Here is a 25,323-nt window from a genome sequence, read left to right as displayed (position 1 = left end):
CGTTACCGGACGAATCGGGCGGCGACGAACCTCGTGGTGTCGGGGAGGGCCTCGAAGAGGGTGGCGAAGTGGTCGGCCGGATAGGTGCGGTAGTCGACGTCGGCGCCGCCGGCCCACAGGTCGGCGACGAGCTTGACCGACAAGGGTGCGGGCACCATCCGGTCGTCCAGGCCCTGGCCCAGGAACAGGGGCCGGTCGTAACCGCGGGCCGGGACGCCGAGGTAGTCCGTGAGCGCGGCCCGCATCCGGTCGTCACCCAGCGGCCGGGACAGCAGCTGCCCGACGGCCACACCGGCGGCGCGGTCCTCGAGCTCGCTGTAGCAGAGGCGCTCGGCGGCGTCGACGAGTTCGCGGCCGACGGGCGTGAGGTAACTGTCGACCCCGAGGTCGGGTCGTGCCGCCCGCAGCCCGGCCATGATGTAGGCACTGAACGGGACGAGGCCGTCCAGCCCGAGGTCGGGGAAGCCGGGCACGCCGAACGGGAACAGTAGTTCGAGGTTGGACGGCGCCCCGGTGGCGACGGCGCCGCGGAAGTCGAGCTCCGGTGCTCGCGACGTGGCCCGGTGCGCGGTGTGCAGTGCCGCGTGCCCGCCCTGCGACTGCCCGACGACGACCCAGCGCGGCGACAGGGACGGCTCGACTGTGCGCGCCGCCCGCACGACGTCGATCACGCTGTTCGCAGCCGTGGGCCCGTCGAGATACGTGTGCAGGCCGTCGGTGCCGAGTCCGGGGTAGTCGGCGGCCACCACGGCGTAGCCCTGCGACAGCCAGTGCGCGAGATACCGCTGCTCCCGGTCGACGCGGGGGTTGCGCGACGGGGCACAGTCGTCGCCGAGACCGACGGTGCCGTGGGCCCACGACACCACCGGCCGGCCGCCCTCGGGTGCCGGGCCCGGCGGCAGGAACAGCACCCCGGTGTCGACGGCGGCGGCACCGGAGCGCCACTGGGTGCGGTAGGTGAACCGCTCGGCGACCGCAGCGCCCGGCACGGACAGCTCGGGTGGCAGCGGTTCCACCGACATCACCGCCCCGGGCGCCGGTTCGGCGATCGCGACGGGCGGGCACAGCCCGGCCGGGAACAACACGGCCGACGAGGCGCAGACCGCCCACAGTGCCCGGCGTACCCCGCTCTCGCGACGGAGTCGGCTCGTCCCCCGATCTCCTCGGGTCTCCTCGCGACGAGGACGCGCACTCGGGGATGGCGTGCCGGCCCCTGTGAGGGTGTGACTCGGCACCCGGCGCGTCCGGCTCGGGTCAGCCCGCACGCTCGATCCGGGTCTTCAGGTGGGCCAGCATCTGCTGCATGCTGCTCTCGGTCCATTTCGGGAGATGATCCCCGAGGGGGACGTCGGCGACGAGGACGGCGACGTGCGAGGTCCCTTCCAGCTTCACCTCGGTGCCGCCGTCCGCGGGCGCGAACGTGAACGTCCACAGGAACTCGATGCCCGCCCCGGGCGTCGACCGGACGACGATGCGTTCGTCGGGGACGACCTCGACGTACTCGACGTGACCCTCGAAGTGCAGGCCCAGGAGTCCTCCGAACCACTGGGCGCTCGACCCGACACCGTCCGGGGTCGAGTGGACCTCCCGGACCGCCATGTTCGGGTGAGTGGACCACAGCTTCCCGATGTCGCGCGCGAACCCGAACACCTTCTCGACGGGGGCATCGATCGTGATGCTCTGCGCCGCACGCGCGCTCGGCGGCGCGGCCGGAGTCCTGGCACCCTCGACCCGTGCCTTCACGGTGGCGAGCATCCGTTCGATGTCACCCCCGCTCAACTTGAACATCAACTCCTCGACGGGCACCCCGACGACCGGCACGTCGAGTGTCCATTCGCAGTCCAAGGTCAGGCTCGTCGCGCCGTCCTGCGGCGCGAACGTGAAGGTCCAGACCGGTCCCATGCTGGATCGGGCCACGATGCGCTCGCCGGGGACGACCTCGGTGTACTCCACGCGCCCTTTCAGGTGCAGGCCCAGCAGCTTCTCGAACCACTCGGCACTCGTCCCGACCCCGTCCGGGGTGAGGTCGACGTCCCTCACCGCGCAGTCGGGAAAGCAGACCCACAACTTCCCGACGTCCTTCGCGAACTCGAACACCTCCGCCACGGGCGCCTCGATCGTGGTGGCGCGGCTCATCTTCGCCATCGGTCCGATCCCTTCCGTCCTGACTCTCCCCGAACTACGGCCCCCGGATCACACGTTTCGCACGCTACGCTCCGCCGGCCATCGGGAACGTGGGATCGGCCGGTCAGGGTTTCTCGAGGTCACCGCTCTACGGGCCCAGGCTGCCTACGTCGCGGCTGTGCTGTTCGACGATCGTTGCCGTGGACTGCGCCGATGGACTGGTTCAGGCGACGGGGATCGGGCGTGCCCAGCGGGCGCGGCGCACCGCGTCACGCCGGCCGGGGTCGGCGACGAGCGTGGGCAGCAACAGCGCCCACAGCTCGTCGATCCGCCGCGGCAGGTCGCGGCGGTCGGTGAGCAACCCGGACAGCTGTTGGAGACCGGTGAACGCCCCGATCACGAACCGGGCCACCGCATCCAGGTCCAGACCAGCGTGAAGATCGCCGTCAGCGGCGGCGCGGTCGAGCAGCGCCCGGCAGGCGCCGATCCAGTCCCGGTACGGGTGGACGGGGACGTGGTCGAGTTCGGTGGACAGGCGTAGCCCGGCCCGCACCAGCGCGCTCTCCTGTAGTTGCTCGCCGAGGGCGTGGCTGAGCATGACGATCTGCTCGAGCGGTGGGGCGTCGGTGGCGGTGACCCGTTGGACGAGGGCGATCGAGCGGTGGTGCTGTTCGTCGATGATCGCCGCTACGAGGTCGTCCTTGGAGCGGAAGTGGTAGTACAGCGCGCCCTTGTTCGAGCCGGCCGCGGCGACGATCTCGCCCGTGCTGACCCCGTGATACCCGGCGGCGGCGAACAACTCGGCCGCGACGGTGACGAAGTGGAACCGGGTGACCCGGCCCCGGTGCTGCTTGGTCCCCACCACCCCTCCTTCCCGCCCGCCTCGCGGCGCCGTTCCCTCCGGATCCCGGTAGCGGCCCCCACGTCCGACCGCCCGGACAGCCTACGGGCAGCGGGGAAACGCACCTTGCGCCGCCGTCTCCGCCGAGACCCCCGAGCGCCCGGTCCGTCCGCCCCGCGCGGACGGACCGGGACAGCGTCGGCGCCGAGGTCGGTGCCGACCGGCGTCCTCGGGGGTCAGGGACTCGCGCCGGTACCGGCTCTGGAGCACGCTTCCGTCACCGCACCAGGCCGGCTGGGCCGGCGCGGCAGGACGGTCACACGCCGCCCGGGCGCCGTGCTGACCGCGGTGTTCGTCGCCGGGCACGTGTGCGGGCGCTCGACGTCGAGTGCGGAAGGCGGCCGCGCAAGCACACCACCTAGCACTGTCGGCGAGGTGAGCACCCGGCTCGGCGTCTGATCCGGCCCGCCGAGCGGCCAGCGGGCAGGGACTATTCGAGCCTTGGGGGGGGGAGCGCCGAAATGTCGGAATCGACCGCCCTTTTATGAAAATACCGGGCGGATGGTTTCCGTGATGGAAGTGTTACCGGATACGAGTGTGGTTGGTGGGAGACCCCGTTAGGTTTCCGGCAGCGATGGCGCCACCGCTGACCTTGTTCATGCGAAAGACGGTAGGTCTCGAATGGAATCGCTCCGTCGCCGTGCCCTGCGCCCGCCCCGACGCCGATGGGCCGCCCGCTGCGTGCTCGCCGGCACGACCGCCCTGCTGGTCGCCACCGGCCCCACCGCGGTGCTGGCCCAACCCACCACTCCCGCCGCCCCGACCACCCCGACCCAGTCGGCCCCGGCAAGCACGACGCAGTCGGGCCCGGCAAGCACCCCGGACCGCGCACCGGCCGCCGCACCCGAGGCCGCCGCGGATCCGTGCGCAGCCCCTACCACCACACCCGCGGCCACGACCACCACGACGCCGGCGACGGACCCGCCGTGCGAGACCACGCCACCGGCCGTGCCCGACTGGACCACCCTCACCCCGGCCACCGAGGCGTTGCCCGCGCAGGTCCCTGACACACCGCGCCCGGACACCTCCCGCACCGACGCGGGCCCTGCACCCGCACAGGCCCCGGCGCAGGCGCCGCCGGCGGAGACGGTGGCGCCGCTGCCGGCCGAGCTGGGGCCGGCCCCGCCGGCCGCCGACCAGCCGGTGCCGCCGGACGATCCGGCCCGCTCGTCCAAGAGCGCCGAACCGGACCCGGACTGGCACCCCACCGACAACCCCAAATCCACGCTGGTGCCCGGGCAGATGCGCTCGGACCGCGAAGAGGTCCCGGCCCCGTTCACCAAGGAGGACGCCGACAAGGCCGAGATCGCCGAGGCACGCCTGAGGTCCTCCCGCAGCCTGACCGCTTCGAGCTGCCAGGTCTACTGGCCCTCGTGGTTCGAGGTGTGCGGGGCGATCCGGGACAAGTACAACAGCCTCGGTGGGCCGGCGAGTTTCCTGTCGTACCCCACCAGCGGGAACATCCTCAACCCCGGCGGCACCGGCGAACGCGTCACCTTCGCCAACGGCCCCATCTACTGGTCCGCCGCCTCCGGCGCACACCCGGTGGTCAACAGCTTCCTCCACCGGTGGGGCGTCCACGGCTACGAAGCCGGCTGGCTGAAGTACCCCACCACCGATGAGGTTGTTCTCCCTGATGGCGGCCGCCGCCAGGAATTCCAGGACGGCGCAATCTACGTCGCCTTCCAGAACGCCATCGGCTCCGCCATCCGCAACGGACCGCTCCGCGACAAGTACAACTCGGTCGGTGGCTTGGCGCCGGGGGGCACTCTCCTCGGCTATCCCATCCAGGACCAGATCGGCCTGCCCGACGGGCAAGGTCAGATGGACCGCTTCGAACGCGGCGTCATCTACTGGCACCCGAGTCATGGGGCGCATCCGGTTACCGGACCGATCCTGGAAGCCTGGTCGGCGACAGGGTACGAGTCCGGTAGCTACGGCTATCCGACCGGTGATGAATTCCCATTCAACGGCGGGGTGCGACAAGACTTCCAAGGAGGCGCGATCGAGTGGAATCCGAACTGGAGTATCGATCTCCTGGAAGGGATCCCCAGCGCCCCCGATGCACGCCGCCAGCAAGCAGTTCCGGACAGCATTTCGTGCCAGATGAACCCGTACAAGTCCGGGGCGGCGGAACCGATCGTTCCCGGTGGACCGCTGTGGGTGACCATCGTCGCTGAGGTTGGATGCTCGTATCCCCCCGACGTCTGGATAGCGACCCTTACGCTGTGGGAATACGACGGATCCACCTACCGAGAGGTGAATCAGACAGTCGACAACACGCCCCCCGACTACTACGACGAGTACGCAGTAGCAGCGCCGTGCAAACCGCTCCACCAGTACCATGTGGAGTTCGAGGCGCAAGGTTTTCATGGAAACTGGGACTCGGAGGTCGTCAACAGCGATGCCCAGATCTACTGTTGACGAGCGCACGTGATCTGGACGAAAGCACACGCAGCCGGACGTGGTATCAGCGACAATTCCCACGTCCGGCTGTGAACCCGGAATGGTCGATAGTTCTTGTGCACCGGTTGCGTTTGTTCACCAGTTAAAGCAGGGAAATAATCGCGGCCTGAAGTACCTCCGCTGTAGGAATCTCCAGATAAGTTGTTACCGGATCCAGCCCAATTGCAGGCCACGCAGCAACCAGCGGTAGCTCTGTCGTATGAGGGAGATCACTGATCTCGTACAAGTACTCGCGCCGGTAACTATTCGGTTTCTGGTGGAATCCCTCGGTACTGCGATACAAGACCGGCTGTAGGCGCGAATCCTCCAGAGCGCGCAATTGCATCATTTCCCGACGGAGTTCGCCGCGGTACGGCTGTCCGGTTTCGGCATCGATCTCTGCCGGGGCCGTAAACTGGCTCCTCATTGCGTCGGCTTGAGGACCGGCAGCGACCGCCACAACGGCAAGGTCCAGTCCTGACGAATACGCGACAATCGAGCGAAGCCCAACAAGGATCCCCGGTGCTCTGGCCAGGATGCGAGGTCCGTGGGCGAGAGCTCCAATCTCGGCGGTATCCGGCGGGAGGTACCGCTGCGACCAGGCCATAACCGAGCATGACACATGCGGTCGTCCGGCGAGCCAGTACCGGTCAAGCTCTTCGCACCTGAGCCGGCTCGGTTCCGCCACGCCGCGGCAGCACGACTTGATGGACATGCGCAGTCTCGATGTCTCCTGGCCGCGAACTCGTTTCCTGCTTGACCTCGATATCGCCCCGGGCAACAGCGTTCTAAGGTGAATCGTGTGAGCGACAGTTGGGAAGACCATCCGGCCGTTGCGAGTGCTCTTGCAGTGGTCCGCAACCGTACGGACGACGTCGAGGTGAGCTGGGAACCGTACCTGCTCGTGGTCCGAGACACCATTGCTGCTGTGGGAGTTCGAAACTCCGAGTCACGGTCGGTTGCATTGGTGAACCACGTCGACGGGCGCTGGTGCACTCCTCCGCTCGTGACAACGGTCATGCTGCCGTTGCAGGCTCCGGCGCGGACCTTCCGCCCTTCCTTCATCCAGCGCTTGAGCGTCAAACAAGCTGGATCGCCTTCTGCGGACGGTCGCCCGCCCGAGGTCGCGTGGACGGTTCTCGCAGGATTCCTCGCAGCCGATGTGCGCAGCGGCGTGACGCAAAGCTCCATCGACGAATACGAGGCGGATGTCGCTGACGACGGGTTCATCCTTGCGGTGCTGCGAGCGCGTTGGCGCGAAAAACTCGCAATGATAGCCATCATGAACGATGGACGCCATATCCCCTGCATTCATCCCAGCCTCCGGTAGTGCCAGGATTGGCCCGTATTACTTGGGCAGGAGCCAAGTCGAGTCATACAGCAACGTCACTCCAACGAGCTGCAAACCATCACCTTGCGGCTAATGCGGCAGTGGTGTCAGAAGACAATCCATATATTCACAACTACGGCCTTCACGCGGGTCCTCACGCTGGAAGGAGAAAAATTCAGAACGACAAGACGAGAATCTTCGCGCACGTCCATTGTCCAATGCAGTACAAGAATCCGGGGAAGCATTGGTCCGCGCCCCTCAAATTCTTCCTTCGCCGCTACTTCTTAAAAATTTCGCCAGGCGATTTTGATCATCGAGCGCAACTCCGGAAGCAATGCGAACGTGAGAGGCGCGGCTTGGCGCAGTATTCCGAATAGGTACGGCGAAACAGGAGAATGTGGGGGTGAGGCTCAAGGACTGGAACAGCATCACGAAGGAGTTCGGAGCGCACTCTCGACCTGTCGTGCGCGCCGGGGTGGCTGCGAGCACGCCCTTCGTTGACCGATTCGCGCATCCGGCCGTAGGTGCTCGCCGCTTCGGGTACCCCACCCCTCATCCCGGTACCTCGTCGACTGCACTGGCAGCAGACGCGGTGGCCGGGGTTGGACATTGAAGTGCCACCTGCTCGCGACGATGGCACACCTCTTGCGCTGCAACTGACCTTCGCTCGGGGTGTGCTGTTTGACGATCCCCAAACAGCACATCCCGCTCCCGCCCGGCACCCGCCCCGATCGCCGACCTGTCTCGACGCCCCGATGCAGCCTTCGTACACGACCAAACAGGAGAACCCTTCGTGTACGGCGTCGCCGCGACCGTCGCCGACGCCGACCGGATCCGCCTCGAGGTGGTATCCGGTGGAGTGGCCGCATTGCCCACCTGCAGGAACGTCGTCGATCCGACGTGCTGCGAGGTGGCTCTGGCCCCCGGCTCCGGGGAGCGCTGCACCGCAGCGCCCTGCCGAGCGGGACCCCTGTCCGATGTGAAAAGCCCATATACCACATAACATTTCAGTTTCACAGTATGTCATTCGCGCTGTAGTCCTCTTCCGCCTTAATAGCATTCCAGTCGACCGGTTTTCATGGACGTCCGCCCTCGACATGTCGATTTCGGAAGGGAGGGAACCATGAACAAGAAGGAGTACACAGCTCCCACGCTGCTCAGCCGCGGGGCCTTTTCCCAGATCACCTCTGGGGGAGGGATCTGGTGGGTCGAGTGGGTAGGTAAGTTCAACTGACTCACGCGAGGTGCTCATGGACAGCGACGTCGACTCGTTCGTGCTCATCCGAGGCGACCATCAGCCGGCCGTGGTCCGTGAGCACCTCGCTCAGGCACGAATGTTCGACTTGTCGGCCGGCAACGACCCCGTTCGCCTTTACGTGCAGGCGAGCCACCTGCGGCTCAGTGCAGGGATGATGCGCGGCAACACCCTCGTCGTGATAGGCCCAGCGCCGGTCCCGGAGCGTGTCTTGACCGATGTCTTGGCCACGGCGCCGTCGTTGTTACACCTCGATGCACACCTCGGCCAACTCGCCGGGCCGTACTGGCTTGTTGCCTCCATCAACGGCCGGATCCGGGTACAGGGATCTGCGTCCGGGCTGCACCGGGTCTTCTATGCAGATGTGGCGGGCGCGACGATGGTTTCCAGCCGAGCCCGCCTGCTTGCGAGCATCGGCGAGTTTCCGGTCGATCGGATCTCGTTGGCGATGCGCCTGCTCGAGCCGCTGCAGCATCCCCTCGCGGAACTGTGTTGCTGGGAGAACATCACAGCCGTCCCTCCTCACAGTTTCCTCCAGCTCGGCGGACCGGATCCGGCACGCCTGCACCGATGGTGGACCCCGCCCTTCCCCGACCAAGACCTCGCGGCCGGCGCCGAACTCGTCACCTCGGCGACTCTCGAGACTGTCGGTGACCACCTCTCCGGAAGATCACGGGCAACCTGCGAGATCTCCGGCGGACTCGATTCCTCGACCCTCACCGCCACACTCCAGATCCACAAGCATCGCGAGGAGCTGCCCTTCGAGCTGCACGGGATCACCGCGGTCAGCAGAGACGAATTCAACTCCGATGCGCAGTGGGCCCGGGAGCTGACCACCAGGTTGCCGCTCGACAGTCACACTTTCCTCCAGCCGGACCAACTGCCTTGGGAATACGACGAACTCGACGACGCCTCCCGCTATCCGCTCGACGAGCCGAGCATCGCGATCGGCAGCCACAGTCGGCTCAATGCCGTCACCGACCTGGCACGCGCTGTCGGGACGGAAGTGCACTTCACCGGATACGGCGGGGACCAGCTCTTCCTGGCCCACCCTGCCCTCAGTCGTGACCTGCTCGTCACACACCCCCTCACAGCCCTCAGACGCCTTCGCGCATACCGGTCGATGTATCGCTGGCGCGGGTCCGACCTGGCGCGCCAGCTGATTGCGCCCGGCTCCTACCGGAGCTGGCTGAACCGGACCTATCTGTCGTCGGCCCCGAGGGATCCCCATGCGGCGATGCTGTCCTGGGGTGGGCAAGCTGTCGTTCCACACTGGCTGAGCGCCGAGGTCACCGACGCGATCGCAGCGCGCATCCGCGTGATGAGCGAGCTGCACCCTCTCGCTCCTTCCCCCGGCCGACACCAGGAACTCGGCGCGATCTACGAGATTTCTCGGGTGGTGCGCGGTGTCGCTGACATCGCGCACTTCCGTGGCGGCATCGGCGTCGTCGCGCCCTTCCTCGACGAGCGCGTCATCAACGCTGCACTCTCGGTGCGAATCGATCACCGTCTGGATCCGTACCGATACAAACCACTTCTGCTCGAGGCCTTCAAGGAGTTCTTGCCGGACAGCCTCCAGCGCCGCACCACGAAAGGTGCACACAACGCAGACAAGGCCCAAGCGCTTCTGCGCAACGCCTCGGCGATCCGCACGTATTTCGCGGATTCGAAACTGGTCGAGGCCGGCCTCATCGACCCTCACCGCCTGTATCCCCTGCTCCGGCAACCCGACACGCCACTGTTCGACAACAACGATCTCGCCATGACCGTCGCGTGCGAGGCCTGGCTCCGATCCGTCGACAACCGCAGCTCGTCCCCGACCCGCCCAGGACACAGCTCATCGGAACGGAGGCACAAGACCGGATGAACCTTCGGAACTCGGTATCGATGACCCGCACCGACTACGGAGCCGTCCTGCTCGACCAGAAGAACGGCTCCTACTTCCAAGTCAACGAGATCGGCGCCGACATGATCACTGCGCTGCTCGACACGAACGATCCCGACCGTGCCGTCCGCGCGCTACACGATCGCTACGACGTGCCGCTGGACGACCTTCGCACGGACCTGCTTTCCTATCTGCAGCAGCTGGCCCAGAGCGGACTGATCGACGATGACCTTCGATAAGGACCGCCCCGTCCTGTCCGACGTGGCCCTGCACCCCACCGACACCGGGCTCGAACTCCCGTGGCGGTCCAAGGTCAAGGTCGGCGCCAGTGTGCTCGTCGCCAAGCAGCTGGCGCGACTGACCCCCTGGACACTGCACCGGGTCCTGACCTTCCTGGCGCGACGAGCGCGACCGGCGCGCTACGACGAAGCCGAACGCGCCGTCCTGGCAGTGGTACAGCACGACCCCACCTGTGCGGGCCGGTTCGGTTGCCTTCCCCGCTCGATCGCTGCGTGCCTGTTGCTGCGGACGGACGGCTCGTGGCCGATCTGGTGCACAGGCATCCCCGCCGCGCCACCCTTCCGTGCCCATGCCTGGCTCGAAACCGAGGGACGTCTGGTCGCCGAGCTGGGCCAGCCCAGCTCGTATCGCACCCTCATGACCGTGCCACCCCCGGCCACCCCACCCAGCGATCTCGGCCAGGAGTCCTCGTGACGCTCACCCGCTACACCCAACTACTGTCCTACCTCGGCCGATGGCGCGGACGCATGGTCGTGGCCACGGCGGTCACGCTGTTAGCGACGGTGCTCGGGCTGGCACAACCCCTGCTGGCGGGACACATCGTCGACAGCATCTCCACGTCCTCCCCGATCCTCGCTCCCTCCCTGCTGCTCGTCACGGTCTTTCTCCTGCAAAGCGCCACCGAGTCCGCGGGACGTTACCTGCTCGAACGCGTCGGGGAACAGCTCGTGCTCGCGCTTCGGGAGCGCTTTGCCCGCCAGGTGCTGGCGTTGCGGATCGAACACGTCCACGCCACCCGCGTCGGCGACCTGCTCTCTCAGGTCACCACCGACCTGGCGTTGCTGAGCCAGGTGCCGAAGAACCTGATCGAGGTCGCCACCGGCGGGTTGGCTGTCGGTGTCGCGGCAGCAGTGATGTGCTATCTCGACCCTCTGCTGTTCACGGTCGCACTCGTGATCACCACGATCGCCTTCGGTGGGGCCAGCCTGGCGTTGTCCCGAATCCAGCAGGCCGCCGCCGACAAACAGTCCGCCGTGGGGTCGCTGGCCGCCAACCTCGAACGCTGCATCTCGGCAATCCGCACGATCCGCATCTTCGGCGCCGAACGCCGGGAAGAAGCGGCCATCGTCGTCGCCGCCCACACCGCGTACGACGCCGGTATCCGGTCGGCGGCGCTGACCGCGCTGGCCACCCCCGTCATCCGCCTGTCCACATCGGGATCGTTCCTGCTGATCCTGCTGATCGGCAGCATCCGCGTGGCCAACGGATCCCTCGAACTGGGCACCTTGGTGACCCTGTTCCTGTTCACCATGTACGCGCTGTTTCCCCTGTCGAACGTGTTCCAGGGAGTGATCTCGCTGCGGATCGCCCTAGGCTCGTTCGATCGCGTCCATACGACGCTCTCGCTCGCCACCGAAGACCAACCCGTGCCGCCCGCCGCATCCGCTGCTGCACCACCGCCACCGCGGCCGCTTACCCCTGTTCTCGAATTCGACCACGTCTCCTTCGCCTACCGCGATCGCCGAATCCTCGAGGAGGTGTCCTTCACCCTCGACCACCGCACCACCTTGGCCATCGTCGGTGCTTCCGGCGCCGGGAAGACCACCATCCTCTCCCTGATCGGCAAGTTCTACCCGCCGGCAACCGGATCGATCCGCCTCAACGGATGCGAGTATTCCGCGCTGAGCCCCGCGGACGTCCGATCGGCGCTGACGATCGTCGAACAGGACGCTCCCGTCCTGCACGGCACCATCAAAGACAACCTGCTTCTCGCTCGCCCGGACGCCACCGACGACGAACTGTGGTCAGCACTCGAAGCAACGAACCTGTCTCTGCTCGTCTCCCGACTTCCCGGCGGGCTCGACGCTCCGGTCGGCGACCGCGGCAGCACCTTGTCCGGCGGAGAACGCCAACGACTGGCCCTGGCTCGGGCTATCCTGTCCGGCCGTCCCCTCGCACTCCTCGACGAACCGACATCCAACCTCGACATCCGAAACGAAAAGCTGCTCCTCGAGGCGCTGGACGAGCTCCGGGAGCACACCAGCGTGATCATCGTCGCCCACCGGCTTGCCACCGTACGCAGCGCCGACATGATCATCGTCCTCGCGGACGGAAAAATCGCCGCCTGCGGACAACACACCGATCTGATGAGCACCTCCCCGCATTACCGATCCCTGGTCGAAAGCGGCCTCGGTGGGTCGCAACCTCACCTACCAGACCCCCGACCACTGGCTGAGATCGACGGCACCACCGAAATGCACCGGTAAGCGGGGCAGCGAGGGCAGAAAAAGTCCGTGGCACCATCGCCGAGATCGGACCCGCCCCCTTCCTGTAGTGGGGTTGCCGCACTGTCGTCGATCCTCGTGCTCGCTTCGGCCGGGGCGCTCGCTGCCCCGGCCGTCGCCCGGCATGTTCCGACCCGCTTGTGCGCTTGCGCATGATGCAGTAGGGCGACCCCGACGACACCGCCCGGCCGAGGCCGTCCCGCCAGGGGCGGGTACACCGACAGGAGAGCATGCGATGAGCGTCGACGAGCAGCTGCACCGCACCGCATTCGACCTGGCCCGCGCCGGCCACAGCTGGCGCGAGGATCCGTGATATCGAGGATTAATCCGGACGGAACATTTGACTACAAGACTCTGTGGTACTGAGAGGACTCGATCAATAATGAGAAAAATTTTGGTCGCCGCGGCTGGGCTTCTACTAATTCCGTTCGGATTCATCGTAAGTCCAGGGTACGCGTTAGCGGATCAGGCGAGTTGTACAGGAACCCCACAAAACCCGGTATTCCCCAACTATGCCAGCGATGAGGTGCTCGATACGATCGTTAACAGTAGGACAGGAAGTCAACCAATTCCTATCCGCCGCGGGTGGTACTGCGTTCCGGCCGGTTCTCAGGACGAGCTGAACGATGGAAAAGGTTTCGGACTCGACAAAGTGCAGAACCGTCATTGGATCGGTCGTCCGCAAGTTGGATGGCACCAGGAGGAAGCCGTACTCGCCGTAAAGGCGGTGTGAATTCATCCAACGTCAACCAAGTCTCCAGTCCGTGGGGAGGAAGCGGATGGAACTACCATGCATGGTCAGCATTCGGGGAGGGATGCGCATACGACGCCCCCGATGCGAGCTGCGACCGAGCTGAGCAACTCCATGTCGTGGGGGTATCGACTACCGGCGGAGCGGACTACGACCCACAAGGTGGGATGCCAGCCGGAACTCCCCTCGGCCTTCAGACGGTCTACTGCGACTACAATGACAATGGCCAGGAAGACGACGCAGGACTCCGTTGTGCTGAATGGGTCACGGCGGCGTTGCTCGACATCGCGTACGACGAGGGGCTCGCCGACTGATGGGGCGTGGCTTGGACTGCAATTCGAATCCGTTCGTATGACACGTGGGGGTGCGGCACGCATGCAGACGCACCCCCACGTGCGTGGAGATGATTTTAATGCATGAAATCTGGCGTAATCGCACGAGTCCAATTTCTCTGGCGGAGATCGAGAATATAAAACGCCCAATCGACATCCGGCGGGTGGAATCTGGTGGTAAGCTTCTTACATTGTCCGCTCGGTGGGAAACCGTTGATGATGATGGTGGATTTGATCCCGAGAGAGGAAACCGTCTACTGCTCGTTAGTTTCTTGGGCGGTAAGATTGGGCCGATGAATGCGATCGCTATCGCACGCAAAATAATTTCCGACCTTCACCCGCCGATATATGTATATCATCCCAATGAAGGTGCGGACAGCGTGGTTCAGGTGTGTTACTTCCTTTCGCGCTCCGGGTGGGGAGTATACGCTCCGTCGAACTTCGACTGGTGGAAATTCTCGTACGGGGAGCCGAAGTTTTCAATACTGCAAATTTTGGACGGTTGTGGGGGGCTATCGACAGTGTACCGCTCGTTGGATGTTCCCTTCTATCTCCCTTACCTCGACAGCAGAGGGCGATACTGGCACGACATGATCGTTTCTCCGCCGGATGGAGATTCCGTCTTTCGGCGCGCCTTTGACGGACTCAGAGGGGGAGTATCGCGAATAAGTGCCATCAGTGCCGACATCCAACCCGTCTCGATGAGATTGTCCAGTGGGGGTCAAGTTGAATTGGTCCTGAAGCGGAAACGCAATGGTCGATGCTATTTGGTGCGCTGGCCTCTTCCTTCTCGAAGTCAAATGGATTCTGGTGGGTTTTTTCTGCCGGGCGACATAATTGATATCAGGAGTCCTGAGCAATTTGCGGCGGCTTCCATTGCGCGACTGAAAGAAATTGGAGCTGCTTCCGTCGGTTTCGGAGGAGAGGAATGTGAATGCCCCAAATAATCGTTTAGCCGTGTACTCAATCGGAAATCTCTGTGCTGTGTAGTATTAATTCACCGCAGAGTGATGAAGAACCGTTACTCACCGTGCTGATTGTCGGTGGTTGAACGATCTCCTGCGATTCAACACTTGCGGCGAGCCAACCCCCACCCGGACCACCCAGCGAGGAGGCCGGCGAGCACTCCAAGCACCGTGGGAACAACAACGAGGGCGACATACAGCCACAGCCCCGTCTCGGGTGTCTCTAGAGGCCACGAGGTGTACCTCGAAGACATCGGCACATCCGGCAAAGGCTCGTACGCACCGTCGTAGACGATGTCGATCTTGGGTTGGGAGGACCACCACCACAGGTGGATTCCGGCGGCGGCCACCCCGCACGCCAAGCCCACCACACCGAGAATCACAGTCGTTCGCATTGCTGACGCCGTTCCTTCGCTGTCGGTCACGCACTCCAGTCAATCAGCTCTTGGAGCAGTCCTGTTTGACGATCCGCATACAGCACACCGGCACCTCCTCAGCATCCGATCGCGTCCTGGAGAATCCGGTCGCGAACCGTCCTGGTTGGCCGTCCTGCACGTCAGTCTCGTACAGCTGGCGTGAACAGCACTTTCGTCGCCTTCTGGACTGAGTCCTGATCGGCTACGCCCGACGCTGGACCTCAGGGCGCAGCGCACAGCCCTCGATCGCCTCGGCCCCGCCGACGACCACAGTCTTCGCGTCGACCTGCAGCAGCCTCGACGGTCACCGGGCCCCGCACCGAGCAGCCGGCTCTACCCGCCGAACAGGGTCGCCGCTAACGGCGTGGTGGCCGGCAGTGCGTCGAACATGGTCTCGGAATGCCCGTTGGGGTAGGTGCGGTAGTCGACGTTCGTACCCCCGGACCACAGGTCGGCGACGAGCTTGAACGACAGCGGCGCCGGCACGACCTGATCGCGCAATCCCTGGCCGAGGAACAGCGGCCGGTCGTAGCCACGGGTGGGCACTCCCATGTAGTCGGCGAGGGCCGCGCGCATGCGGTCGTCGCTGAGCGGGCGAGCGAGGATCTCCCCCACTCCGATGCCGTCGACGCGGTCGCTGAGTTCGGCGTAGCAGAGCCGCTCCGCGTCGTCGACGACGTCCCGCCCGACCGGGGTGAGGTAGCTGTTCACGTCCACGTCGGGCCGTGCGACTCGCAGACCGGCCAGGACGTAGGACAGGAACACGGTGGTTCCGTCGAGGCCTAGGTCCGGAAAGCCGGGACCGCCGAACGGGAACAGCGTCTCGAGGTTCGACGGCGCGCCGGTGGCGATCATGCCGCGGAAGTCGAGTTCGGGGGCCCGCGACGTCGCCAGGAGCGCGGTGTGCAGCGCCGCGTGGCCGCCCTGCGACTGGCCGATCACGATCCAGCGGTTCGACAGCGACGGCTCGGCGGTGCGGGCGGCCCGGACGACGTCGACGACGCTGTTCGCGGCGCTCGGCCCGTCGAGGTAGGTGTGCAGCCCGTCGCTGCCCAAGCCGGGATAGTCGGAGGCGACCACGGCGTAGCCCCGGGACAGCCAGTGCCCGAGGTACGTCCGGTCGCGGTCGGTGCGCGGGTTGCGCGACGGGGCGCACTCGTCGCCGACGCCGACGGTGCCGTGGGCCCACGACACGACCGGCCAGCCACCGTCGGGCGCCTGACCCGGGGGCAGGTACAGGACACCCGAGGCGGTCGTCGAAGCACCCGATCGCCACTGGGTGCGGAAGGTCAGTCGCTCGGCCGTGGCCGCTCCCGGCACCGACAGCTCACCGGGCAGTGACTCGACCGCGACCACCGTGCCGGGCCCGGGCTGCGCGCCGGCCGTCGCGGGCACGACCAGCCCGGCAGCCACGGCCCCGATGCATGCGAGTGCCCGCAGCCGCCACCCGGTTCCCCTCATCGCGTCCTCCCGTCGTCGGTGCAGGCGCTCGAACCTACAGGCGCTCAAACCTAGCAGCGCCGCCCTGGCAGACGGGACGTTTCGGACACGGTGGCGCCGGGCATCTTCCGGAGATGACGACTTTCCCGGCGAGCTCGACGCGACCTCAGGCCACCTCCTTCGACCGGCTCCGCGTCGCAGGCGTCGCCGTGTCGGCGATCGCCGCGGTCGCTCTGTCCTTCCTCGGTTCCGGGGCTGTGGTGGGCACACCGATCTCCGAGGTGGCCGACGGGGCGCTGTCGGCCGATACGACGGCGGTGGCGCCGGGCGGTCCGGCGTTCGCGATCTGGTCGGTGATCTACGCGGGTCTCCTGGCGCTGGCGGTGTGGCAGGCGCTGCCGGCGCACCACGCCGATCCCCGCCAGCGGGCGCTCGGCTGGTGGATCGCCGCGTCGATGCTGCTCAACGCCGCGTGGATCCTGGTCGTGCAGCTCGAACTGCTCGCGCTCAGCGTCGCGGTCATCGTCGCGCTGCTGGCCGTGCTGGTTCGGATCTTCCTCGGCCTGACCCGCACCGCGCCGTCGTCCCGCGTGGAAGCCGTCGTCGTGGACGGCACGATGTTCCTGTACCTGGGCTGGGTCGCGGTGGCCACCGTCGCGAACACGGCGGCGGCGCTGCGCGCCGCGGACGTCGACCCGTTCTCGCTGGGCGCCGACATCTGGGCGGTGATCGTCCTGGTCGCGGTCGCCGCGGTGTCGGTACTCCTGGCCGTCGCCGGGCACGGGCGGCTCGCCGTCGCCGGGGCCATGGCGTGGGGCCTGGTGTGGATCGCGGTGGCCCGCAGCGGCGACACCGGATTCACCTCCACCCCGGCCGCCGTCACGGCAGGCGCCGCGGCGGGCGTGGCGGTGCTGTCCGCGGTGATCGTGCGGCTGCGCACGGAGGCCGCGCGGCGGCAGCGCACCGAAGCCGCGCGGCGGCGGCGCACCTAGCGGCCCTCGTGGTCCCGGCGGGCCAGCTCGGCGAACATCGCGTTGTGGGCGGCGAGATCGGCGTCGTCGTCGCGTTCGGCGGCGCGGTCCACCCGTCGCGCGGTGCGCTCGTCGCTGCGCGACCACTGCACCAGCAGCGCCAGCATGACCAGCACCAGCGGGATCTCCCCTGCCGACCAGGCGATGCTGCCCCCCACCTTCTGGTCGGCGAACAGGTCGCTGTTCCAGGCCAGGCCGAGCCCGCGGTAGTAGGACTCGGCCATCACCGTGCCCATGCTCATCAACGTCACGCCGAAGAACGCGTGGAACGGCAGGGAGCCGAACACCATCGCCAGCTTCGTCACCGGCGTCACGTCCCGCGGCGACGGGTCCACGCCGATCACGACCCAGTAGAACAGGTAGCCGCTGATCAGGAAGTGCAGGTTCATCAGCACGTGCGCGGCGTGGCTGTCGGCGTTGGCCTCGAAGATCCCGCCCAGGTACAGCGCGTAGAAGCCGCCGACGAACATCACCGACGCCACGACCGGATGGGTGAAGAACCGCGACGGCGGGCTGTGCAGAAACGCCAGCAGCCACTCCCGCGGACCGGGGTAGCCGTCGCGGCCCGCCGGGGTGAAGGACCGCAACGCCAGGGTCATCGCCCCGCCGAGGGCGAGCAGCACGGGCGCCAGCATCGACATCGCCATGTGGGCGCCCATGTGCACGCTGAACATCGCCGGCGAGTACATGCCCACGCCCGACGACGTGGCGGCGAACAGCACGAAGCAGCCGGAGAACCAGGCGATGGACCGGCCGACGGGCCAGCTGTCGCCGCGGCGGCGCAGCGTCCACAGTCCGATCGCGTAGGCCACCGCGAGGACGAGGGCGGCCGTGCCGAAGATCAGGTCGAAGCGCCACGCACCGAAGAAGAGGGTGCCGAGCGTCGGGGGGCCGTCCAGGTTGTAGCCGAGCTCCACCTCGAGCAGCGACGGCACCGTCGCCGGCGGGGGCGGCGGGGTGCGACCCAGCCCCACGGCCAGGCCGACCGTGGCGGCGAGGATGACGGCCTCGACGGCCGCGAACCGGACGAGCGCGCCCCGATCGTCGGGATTCGCCTCGAGCGCGGGCAGCGCGCGGCGCCGCTGCATCCACCCGAGGACACCCAGGACGATCAATGCCAGCGCCTTGGCCACGATCAGCCGGCCGTAGGTGCTGGTGAGCAACTCGTCCGCGGGCAACCGCACCGCGGCGTTGACGACGCCGCTCAGGGCCATCACCGCGAACGCCAGCCCGGCGACGAACGAGAACCGGCGGGCCGCGAGGTCGGTGTGCGCGCCGCGGCGCCACCCGTGGGCGAGCAGGGCGAACAGGCCACCCGCCCACACCGACGCCGCGACCAGGTGCAGCACGAGACTGTTGGTGGCCATGTCGTGCGACCCGCCCGACGACGAGTGCCCCGTCAGGGCCAGCGGCATCAGGGTCACCAGCGACAGCAGCAGCAGGTACGGTACCCACGACCAGCGCACGGCGGCGCGGATCAGCACCGCCAGGATCAGGGCGAGCGCTGCCGTCCACGCCCACGCGAGCGCGGTGTCGACCTGCCCGATCGCGCCCCACAGGTTCTCCGGCTTCAGGGCCTCGGCCAGCGGCTGCCCGGAGGTGTCGGACAGGGTCAGCGGCACCAGCACCGCCGAGCACAACGCCCAGATCAGGGCGGCGGTGCCCGCGGTGCGCACGGCTCGGTAGCCGCCCACGTCCAGCACCCCGGTGCGCTGCGGCGGCACCAGGAACGCGGCGAAGAACAACGATCCGACGGCGGCGACGGCCGCGATCTCCGCGATCGCCCGCACCGCGGGTAGCCCGTAGGTGGTGAGCGGTCCCGGGTCCGGGATGCCCAGCAGCACCAGTGCCTGCGCGGCGGACAGGCCGACCACGATCGGCGCGACGACCGCGGCGACGAGCCCGAGGAGGACGTACAGTGCCGACGTGTTGCGCCGCCCGGCCGGCGGTGAGGAGGTCGGCGCGGCCGACGCGAGCTCGGGTGATGCCATACCTACCAGGGTAGGACCTCGGCGAGCGCCGCTACGACGGGCCGTCGGAGACGTGCGCCACCCGCCCGGCGACCGGGTCGAGATCGAACACTGCGCGCAGGGCGGCGAGGGTGTCGGCCGCGAGCAGCGCGTCGCAGTGCGGCAGCGCGGCCGCCATGGGCCCGGTCTCGGGACGGTAGCCGGGCCGGCCGGCGCGCGGGTTGAGCCAGATCAGCCGGTGGGCGCGGCGACGTATCCGCGCGACGGCCCGGCCGAGAGCCTGCGGATCGTCGCTGTCCCACCCGTCGGAGGCGACGAACACGACAGCGCCGCGCAGCAGGTTGCCGTGGTGGGAGGCGAGCAACGCCTCGAAGCTGCGAGCGATGTGGGTTCCGCCGTAGCGGTCGACGACCGTGTCGTTGGCTCGGGCGACGGCGTGCTCGGCGGAGCGGTGCGCCAGGGTCGCGGTGAGCCGGGTCAGGCTCGTGGAGAACGCGAACACCTCGGCATCGCCGGCGCGCACCGCGGCCCGCATCAGGTGCAGGTAGGTGTCGGCGTAGCCGTGCATGGACCGGCTCACGTCGCACAGCACCACGATCCGGCGCGGCCGGCGGATCGGCCGGGCCCGGCGCAGACGGACCAGTTCGAATCCGGTGTGCCGGGAGGCGGCGAGGGTGGCCCGCACGTCGAGGCGGCCGTGGTGGTGCGGCGTGCGGCGGCGGGCGGGGCGCCGCGGCCAGCGCACGCGGGCCTGCTCGAGCCACTGGCCCAGGAGGCGCAGGTCGTCGGGCCGCAGGTCGCCGAACGGCTGGTCGGCGCGGATCTCGACGGGGCTCGGCGCCCACGGCCCGGGCCGGGCCGTCTCGCCGGGGTCGCCGGAGCGGCGCGGGCCGCGGGTGTGCCACGGCACACCGGCCTGCGGCGCCCCGGGTGGCGCGTGCGGCCCCGGCACGGTGGTCTCCCCCGCGCCCGTCGTCCCGTCGGGGCCGCTGCGCCGGGCGTGCGGGTCGACGGCGATCACCTGCTGGTCGAAGACCTCGGCGAAGACGGCGTCGAACGCCTCGAGCGCGTCCTGCCGGTCGACGAGGGCGACCCGCGCGGTCCAGTACAGGCGACTGCGGGTGCGCGGCGGGTGCAGGCGCAGCGCCCGCACCAGGGTCGCGGCGGCGGTCGGGGCGACGGGCACCCCGCCGCGGCGCAACCGGTCGGTGAGCGCGACGGTGAACGCGGCGAGGTCGACGCCGCGCAGCAGCAGCGCGCTGCTCACGCGCGGAACTCCTTGTATTCGGCGCGGATGGTGGTCCGGTCGTCGGGGGTCTTGGCGAGCGCGGTCAGCGTCGCCACCGCACCGGGGTGGACCAGGTCTGCCACGCCGAGCGCCACGAGCGCGGACACCCAGTCGATGGTCTCGGCGATCCCCGGCGCCTTGTCCAGGTCCAGCCGGCGCACGGAGGCGACGAAGTCGGCGGCCGATTCGACCAGGGCGAGGTTCGCGGCGGGGACGGTGCGGCGCAGGATCGCCACGGCGCGGTCCCGGTCCGGATAGTCGATCCAGTGGTACAGGCACCGCCGGCGCAGCGCATCGTGCAGGTCGCGGCTGCGGTTGGAGGTGAGCACGACGATCGGCGGCTGCGCGGCGGCGAGGGTGCCGAGTTCGGGGATCGTGACCGAGTACTCGCCGAGGAACTCGAGCAGCAGCGCCTCGAATTCGTCGTCGGCCCGGTCGATCTCGTCGATGAGCAGCACCGGGACGGTGGGCCCGCGGTGGCGCACGCAGCGCAGGACCGGCCGTTCGAGCAGGAACTCCTCGGTGTAGAGGTCGGCTTCGCGCAGCGTCTCGCCGCGGGTTTGCGCGAGCCGGATCGCGAGCAGCTGCCGCTGATAGTTCCAGTCGTAGAGCGCCTCGCTCGCGGCGAGACCCTCGTAGCACTGCAACCGGATCAGTTCGGTGCCGAGGGCGGCGGCGAGAGCCTTGGCGGCCGTGGTCTTGCCGACGCCGGGTTCGCCTTCGAGCAGCAGCGGCCGGCCGAGTTCCACCGCGAGATACAGGGCGGTGGCGGTGCCCTCGTCGAGCAGGTAGTCCCGGTCGTCGAACCGGCGGACGACGTCGTCGACGCCGTCGAACACGCTCATCGGCGGGCCCCCGGGGCCGGCCCCGTCACGAACACGTGGCGTGTTCCTTCTCGTAGGCGCGACGGCACCCCGGGCAGCAGAACCACACATCCGTGCCCGCGTCGGACAGATGCGGGGTCTCGGCGGTCACGGTGACGGTCATTCCACACACCGGGTCCACCGCGGTGCGCGGGGATGCGACCGGCGCGGTGGGCGATCCCAGCTTCTCGCGGCGGAGCGCCTGCACCAGTTCGGCGACGATCGACAGCGCGATCTCCGCGGCGGTGCGCGCCCCGATGTCGAGACCCGCGGGGGTGTGCACGCGCGCTCGTTCGTCGGGGCGCACCTCGGCCTGCGCGAGCACGTCGGCGCCGCGCCGGCGGCTGGCGACGAGTCCGACGTAGCCGATCCCCGCGTCGAGGGCGGCCCGGATGACGCCCGGCTCCTCGCCACCGAGGCTCGCCACGACGACGGCCACGGCGTCGTCGGCGGGCGCGGCACCGGGCTCGAGGCGGTCGACCGCAAAGTCGAGCCGCGCGGCGAAGTCCGCGACGGCCTCGGCCACCGGCGTCGACCCCGACACGACGAGCATCGGGGCGGGTAGCTGCGGTTCGAGGAAGATTTCCGTCGCACCGCCGGACAGGCACGGATTGACCGCGACGACGGCCCCCGGTGTGTCCGGGAAGGTCTGCGCGGTGCCGGGCAGGACCCGCAGCAGGGTGCTCTCCCCCGTGGTCAGGGCCTGCCGCGCGGCGTCCCGCACCGAGGTCTCGGTGCACTGGCCACCGACGAAGCCTTCGATCGTGCCGTCGTCCAGTACCAGCGCGCAGTCGCCGGGCCGCGCGGACGTCGGCCGCTGGGCGCGCACCACGGTGGCACGGACGAACGCCCGGCGCCGGCGGGTCAGTTCCGCGGCACGCACCGTCAGGTCCATGTGACTCTCCCTGGTTCGGGGGCCGGTCGGTCAGATCGGCGGGGTGGGCCGGCCCTGCATCGCCTCCCACACCCGCGACGGAGTCAGCGGCATGTCGGCGTGCCGCACCCCGAAGGGGCGCAGGGCGTCGACGACGGCGTTGACCACGGCGGGCGGCGAGCCGACCGTCGCGGACTCGCCGATGCCCTTGGCGCCGATCGGGTGGTGCGGCGACGGGGTGACGGTGAATCCGGTCTCGAAGTGCGGCACCTCCATCGCCGTGGGGATGAGGTAGTCCATGAGCGAGCCGCCGAGGCAGTTGCCGTCCTCGTCGAACTCGATCATCTCCATCAGCGCCATCCCGATGCCGTCGACGATTCCGCCGTGGACCTGACCCTCGATGATCATCGGGTTGATGCGGGTGCCGCAGTCGTCGACGGCGAGGAACCGGCGCACCGTCACCTCGCCCGTACCGGGGTCGATGTCGACGACGCAGAAGTACGCCCCGTACGGGTAGGTGAGGTTCTCGGGGTTGTAGCAGATCTGGGCCTCGAGTCCGCCCTCGACACCCTCGGGCAGATCGCCGGCGCCGTGCGCCCGCATCGCGATGTCCTGGATGGTCACCGACGCGGTCGGATCACCCTTGACGTGGAAGGAGCCTTTGGTCCAGTCGAGGTCGGCGACGGACACCTCGAGCATGCCGGAGGCGATGATCCGGGCCTTGTCGCGGACCTTGCGCGCGACGAGGGCGGCGGCCGCGCCGGAGACCGGGGTGGACCGGCTGCCGTAGGTGCCGAGACCGAACGGGGTGTTGTCGGTGTCGCCGTGCACCACGTCGATGTCCTCGGGTGGGATGCCGAGTTCCTCGGCGACGATCTGCGCGAACGTCGTTTCGTGGCCCTGGCCCTGGGTCTGCACCGACAGCCGCACCACCGCCTTGCCGGTGGGGTGCACGCGCAGCTCGCAGCCGTCGGCCATGCCGAGACCGAGGATGTCCATGTCCTTACGGGGGCCGGCGCCGACTGCCTCGGTGAAGAACGCCACGCCGATGCCCATCAGTTCGCCCCGCGCGCGGCGCTCGGCCTGCTCGCGGCGCAACTCCTCGTACCCGACCATCTCCGCCGCCTTGCGCAGCGTGGTCGCATAGTCGCCGGAGTCGTACTTCCATCCGGTCTTGCTGGTGTACGGAAACTGTTCGGGGCGAAGCAGATTCTGCAGCCGCAGCTGCACCGGATCGAGCTCGAGATCGTAGGCCAGGCAGTCCACGAGCCGTTCGACGAGGTAGACGGCCTCGGTGATGCGGAACGAGCACGCATAGGCCACGCCGCCGGGCGCCTTGTTGGTGTAGACGGCGGTCATGTGGCAGTAGGCGGCCTCGATGTCGTAGCTGCCGGTGAACACCCCGAAGAAACCGGCCGGGTACTTCACCGGGGCGGCGGTGCCGTTGAACGCACCGTGGTCGGCGAGGACCTGGGTGCGGATCGCGAGGATCTTCCCCTCGCGGGTCGCGGCGATCTCACCGACCATCACGTAGTCGCGTGCGAAGCCGGTGCTCACCAGGTTCTCGCTGCGGTCCTCCATCCACTTGACCGGCTTACCGGTCACGAGGGAGGCGACGATCGCGCAGACGTATCCGGGATAGATGGGCACCTTGTTGCCGAACCCGCCGCCGATGTCCGGGGCGATCACGCGGATCTTGTGTTCGGGCAGGCCCGCGACGAGGGCGTAGAGGGTGCGGTGGGCGTGCGGCGCCTGGCTCGTCGACCACAGCGTGAGTTTGCCGGTGATCCGGTCGTAATCGGCCACGGCACCGCAGGTTTCCATCGGAGCCGGGTGCACCCGGGGATAGACCATCTCCTGCCGGGTGATCACGTCGGCCTTCGCGAACGCCGCTTCGGTGGCGGCGGCGTCCCCGGTTTCCCAGTCGAAGCAGTGGTTGTCGGTCTTGCCTTCGAGATCGGTGCGGATCACCGGCGCCTCGGGCGCGAGCGCGCGACGGACGTCGACGACCGGATCGAGGATGTCGTACTCCACGTCGATGAGTTCGAGGGCGTCGCGCGCGGAATACCGGTCCTCGGCGACGACGAAGGCGACCTCCTGGCCCTGGAAGCGGACCTTGTCGGTGGCGAGGACGGCCTGGACGTCGTTGGACAGGGTCGGCATCCAGGCCAGGCCCTTGTCCGCGAGATCGGCGCCGGTGACGACGGCCCGCACCTTCGGGTGGGCCTGCGCGGCGCTGGTGTCGATGCCGAGGATCCTCGCGTGCGCGACCGGGGAGCGCAGGATCGCCAGGTGCAGCATGCCGGGCAGTTGCACGTCGTCGACGAAGCGCCCGTGTCCGCGGATGAACCGCGGGTCCTCCTTGCGCAGCATGCGGCCGTGGCCGCAGGGCTTCTCGTCGTTGTCGACGGTGTCGAGCAACTCGGGGGTCGGGTCGACGGCGGTCATGACGGCGCCTTCTCGGTGGCGGGGTGCTCGGCGGCCCAGCGGACGGACCGCACGATGGTGGTGTAGCCGGTACAGCGGCAGATCTGTCCGGAGATCGCCTCGCGGATGGTCTGCTCGTCGGGGTCCGGGTTGCGGTCGAGCAGGGCCCGGGCGGTGATCATCATGCCAGGGGTGCAGAAGCCGCACTGCAACCCGTGGCAGCGCATGAATCCCTCCTGCACGGGGTCGAGCACACCGTCGCGCTCGAGTCCCTCCACGGTGCGCACGTCGTGACCGCTCGCCATCGCGGCGAGCATGGTGCACGACTTGACGGGCTCGCCGTCGACGGCGACGACGCACGTGCCGCAGTTGCTGGTGTCGCAGCCCCAGTGCGTGCCGGTCAGGCCGAGGTGATCGCGCAGGAAGTGGACGAGCAGCAGCCGCGGTTCCACCTCGGCACTGACCTCGTCCCCGTTCACGCTCATCGAAACACGCATCGGG

18 protein-coding genes are annotated in these 25,323 nt (G+C 68.2%); 8 read left to right on the top strand and 10 right to left on the bottom strand.

Translation table 11 applies throughout. The annotated features are described in order from the left end of the window. Positions 1-2: 2 nt before the first annotated feature. From AC2IPW_RS09680 to AC2IPW_RS09670, 3 genes are all read right to left on the bottom strand, one after another. Positions 3-1,085 carry a lipase family protein gene (locus AC2IPW_RS09680; protein ID WP_289377746.1) on the bottom strand — a complete coding sequence of 361 codons (1,083 nt, stop codon included), beginning with the start codon at positions 1,083-1,085 and terminating at the stop codon, positions 3-5. Between the two features lie 169 nt (positions 1,086-1,254). Then, positions 1,255-2,145: an SRPBCC family protein gene (locus AC2IPW_RS09675; RefSeq protein WP_416063333.1), complete on the bottom strand. Its 891-nt coding sequence runs from the start codon at positions 2,143-2,145 to the stop codon at positions 1,255-1,257. Between the two features lie 202 nt (positions 2,146-2,347). Next, positions 2,348-2,986, bottom strand: coding sequence for a ScbR family autoregulator-binding transcription factor (locus AC2IPW_RS09670; protein ID WP_416063332.1), 639 nt, complete (start codon positions 2,984-2,986; stop codon positions 2,348-2,350). A gap of 987 nt (positions 2,987-3,973) precedes the next feature. Between AC2IPW_RS09670 and AC2IPW_RS09665 the strand changes: the two genes are divergently transcribed. The 7 genes from AC2IPW_RS09665 to AC2IPW_RS09635 all read left to right on the top strand — a co-directional run bounded on the left by AC2IPW_RS09665 (position 3,974) and on the right by AC2IPW_RS09635 (position 12,447). Then, positions 3,974-5,449 carry an LGFP repeat-containing protein gene (locus AC2IPW_RS09665; protein WP_486376769.1) on the top strand — a complete coding sequence of 492 codons (1,476 nt, stop codon included), beginning with the start codon at positions 3,974-3,976 and terminating at the stop codon, positions 5,447-5,449. 823 nt (positions 5,450-6,272) lie between these two features. Beyond that, the gene (locus tag AC2IPW_RS09660; RefSeq protein ID WP_152442234.1) at positions 6,273-6,800 is read left to right on the top strand and encodes a hypothetical protein; all 528 of its coding nucleotides are present in this window, start codon (positions 6,273-6,275) and stop codon (positions 6,798-6,800) included. Between the two features lie 1,123 nt (positions 6,801-7,923). After that, positions 7,924-8,034: a lariatin family lasso peptide gene (locus AC2IPW_RS09655; protein ID WP_103079657.1), complete on the top strand. Its 111-nt coding sequence runs from the start codon at positions 7,924-7,926 to the stop codon at positions 8,032-8,034. A gap of 16 nt (positions 8,035-8,050) precedes the next feature. Next, a complete protein-coding gene (locus tag AC2IPW_RS09650) occupies positions 8,051-9,922 on the top strand; it encodes an asparagine synthase-related protein (protein ID WP_486376768.1) in 1,872 nt (623 codons plus the stop codon). Between the two features lie 20 nt (positions 9,923-9,942). Beyond that, on the top strand, positions 9,943-10,179 hold the full coding sequence (locus AC2IPW_RS09645; protein ID WP_072636249.1) for a lasso peptide biosynthesis PqqD family chaperone: 237 nt from the start codon (positions 9,943-9,945) through the stop codon (positions 10,177-10,179). After that, the gene (locus AC2IPW_RS09640) at positions 10,166-10,654 is read left to right on the top strand and encodes a lasso peptide biosynthesis B2 protein (protein ID WP_486376767.1); all 489 of its coding nucleotides are present in this window, start codon (positions 10,166-10,168) and stop codon (positions 10,652-10,654) included. Before AC2IPW_RS09645 ends, AC2IPW_RS09640 begins: the two co-directional genes overlap by 14 nt. Next, positions 10,651-12,447 (top strand): ABC transporter ATP-binding protein, encoded by a 1,797-nt coding sequence (locus tag AC2IPW_RS09635; RefSeq protein ID WP_486376766.1) that lies wholly within the window; start codon positions 10,651-10,653, stop codon positions 12,445-12,447. Before AC2IPW_RS09640 ends, AC2IPW_RS09635 begins: the two co-directional genes overlap by 4 nt. A 2,815-nt stretch (positions 12,448-15,262) precedes the next feature. Here the strand turns inward: AC2IPW_RS09635 and AC2IPW_RS09630 are convergent. Beyond that, a complete protein-coding gene (locus AC2IPW_RS09630; protein ID WP_416063327.1) occupies positions 15,263-16,390 on the bottom strand; it encodes an alpha/beta hydrolase family protein in 1,128 nt (375 codons plus the stop codon). A gap of 113 nt (positions 16,391-16,503) precedes the next feature. Between AC2IPW_RS09630 and AC2IPW_RS09625 the strand changes: the two genes are divergently transcribed. After that, complete coding sequence (locus tag AC2IPW_RS09625; RefSeq protein WP_486376765.1) at positions 16,504-17,361, top strand: tryptophan-rich sensory protein; 858 nt, start codon at positions 16,504-16,506, stop codon at positions 17,359-17,361. On the opposite strand, the gene AC2IPW_RS09620 is transcribed toward AC2IPW_RS09625, so the two are convergent. From AC2IPW_RS09620 to AC2IPW_RS09595, 6 genes are read right to left on the bottom strand one after another with little or no spacing between them, the layout of a single operon-like run. Further along, positions 17,358-19,391, bottom strand: a complete 2,034-nt coding sequence (locus AC2IPW_RS09620; protein WP_486376764.1) for a bifunctional copper resistance protein CopD/cytochrome c oxidase assembly protein — start codon at positions 19,389-19,391, stop codon at positions 17,358-17,360. The genes AC2IPW_RS09625 and AC2IPW_RS09620 overlap by 4 nt on opposite strands. A gap of 31 nt (positions 19,392-19,422) precedes the next feature. Beyond that, positions 19,423-20,637, bottom strand: coding sequence for a VWA domain-containing protein (locus AC2IPW_RS09615; RefSeq protein ID WP_486376763.1), 1,215 nt, complete (start codon positions 20,635-20,637; stop codon positions 19,423-19,425). After that, positions 20,634-21,503, bottom strand: coding sequence for an AAA family ATPase (locus AC2IPW_RS09610; RefSeq protein WP_486376762.1), 870 nt, complete (start codon positions 21,501-21,503; stop codon positions 20,634-20,636). The genes AC2IPW_RS09615 and AC2IPW_RS09610 overlap by 4 nt, the downstream gene beginning before the upstream one ends. A gap of 25 nt (positions 21,504-21,528) precedes the next feature. Next, positions 21,529-22,416, bottom strand: coding sequence for an XdhC family protein (locus AC2IPW_RS09605; protein WP_486376761.1), 888 nt, complete (start codon positions 22,414-22,416; stop codon positions 21,529-21,531). A gap of 30 nt (positions 22,417-22,446) precedes the next feature. Continuing rightward, positions 22,447-24,843 carry an aerobic carbon-monoxide dehydrogenase large subunit gene (locus tag AC2IPW_RS09600; RefSeq protein WP_486376760.1) on the bottom strand — a complete coding sequence of 799 codons (2,397 nt, stop codon included), beginning with the start codon at positions 24,841-24,843 and terminating at the stop codon, positions 22,447-22,449. Continuing rightward, entirely contained in the window at positions 24,840-25,319 is a 480-nt protein-coding gene (locus AC2IPW_RS09595) for a (2Fe-2S)-binding protein (protein WP_059174771.1), read from the bottom strand. Before AC2IPW_RS09595 ends, AC2IPW_RS09600 begins: the two co-directional genes overlap by 4 nt. Between the last annotated feature and the right edge of the window lie 4 nt (positions 25,320-25,323).

The sequence above is a fragment of the Rhodococcus sp. NS-SX18 genome, from assembly GCF_057367935.1.
This window is presented reverse-complemented; position numbering and strand designations above follow the sequence as displayed.

Bases quoted from the DNA above. Each gene is read 5' to 3' on its own strand.
- AC2IPW_RS09675 (WP_416063333.1), bottom strand. From the start codon at position 2,145: ATGGCGAAGATGAGCCGCGCCACCACGATCGAGGCGCCCGTGGCGGAG.
- AC2IPW_RS09655 (WP_103079657.1), top strand. From the start codon at position 7,924: ATGAACAAGAAGGAGTACACAGCTCCCACGCTGCTCAGCCGCGGGGCC.
- AC2IPW_RS09650 (WP_486376768.1), top strand. From the start codon at position 8,051: ATGGACAGCGACGTCGACTCGTTCGTGCTCATCCGAGGCGACCATCAG.
- AC2IPW_RS09645 (WP_072636249.1), top strand. From the start codon at position 9,943: ATGACCCGCACCGACTACGGAGCCGTCCTGCTCGACCAGAAGAACGGC.
- AC2IPW_RS09640 (WP_486376767.1), top strand. From the start codon at position 10,166: ATGACCTTCGATAAGGACCGCCCCGTCCTGTCCGACGTGGCCCTGCAC.
- AC2IPW_RS09630 (WP_416063327.1), bottom strand. From the start codon at position 16,390: ATGAGGGGAACCGGGTGGCGGCTGCGGGCACTCGCATGCATCGGGGCC.
- AC2IPW_RS09625 (WP_486376765.1), top strand. From the start codon at position 16,504: ATGACGACTTTCCCGGCGAGCTCGACGCGACCTCAGGCCACCTCCTTC.
- AC2IPW_RS09620 (WP_486376764.1), bottom strand. From the start codon at position 19,391: ATGGCATCACCCGAGCTCGCGTCGGCCGCGCCGACCTCCTCACCGCCG.
- AC2IPW_RS09610 (WP_486376762.1), bottom strand. From the start codon at position 21,503: ATGAGCGTGTTCGACGGCGTCGACGACGTCGTCCGCCGGTTCGACGAC.
- AC2IPW_RS09605 (WP_486376761.1), bottom strand. From the start codon at position 22,416: ATGGACCTGACGGTGCGTGCCGCGGAACTGACCCGCCGGCGCCGGGCG.
- AC2IPW_RS09600 (WP_486376760.1), bottom strand. From the start codon at position 24,843: ATGACCGCCGTCGACCCGACCCCCGAGTTGCTCGACACCGTCGACAAC.
- AC2IPW_RS09595 (WP_059174771.1), bottom strand. From the start codon at position 25,319: ATGCGTGTTTCGATGAGCGTGAACGGGGACGAGGTCAGTGCCGAGGTG.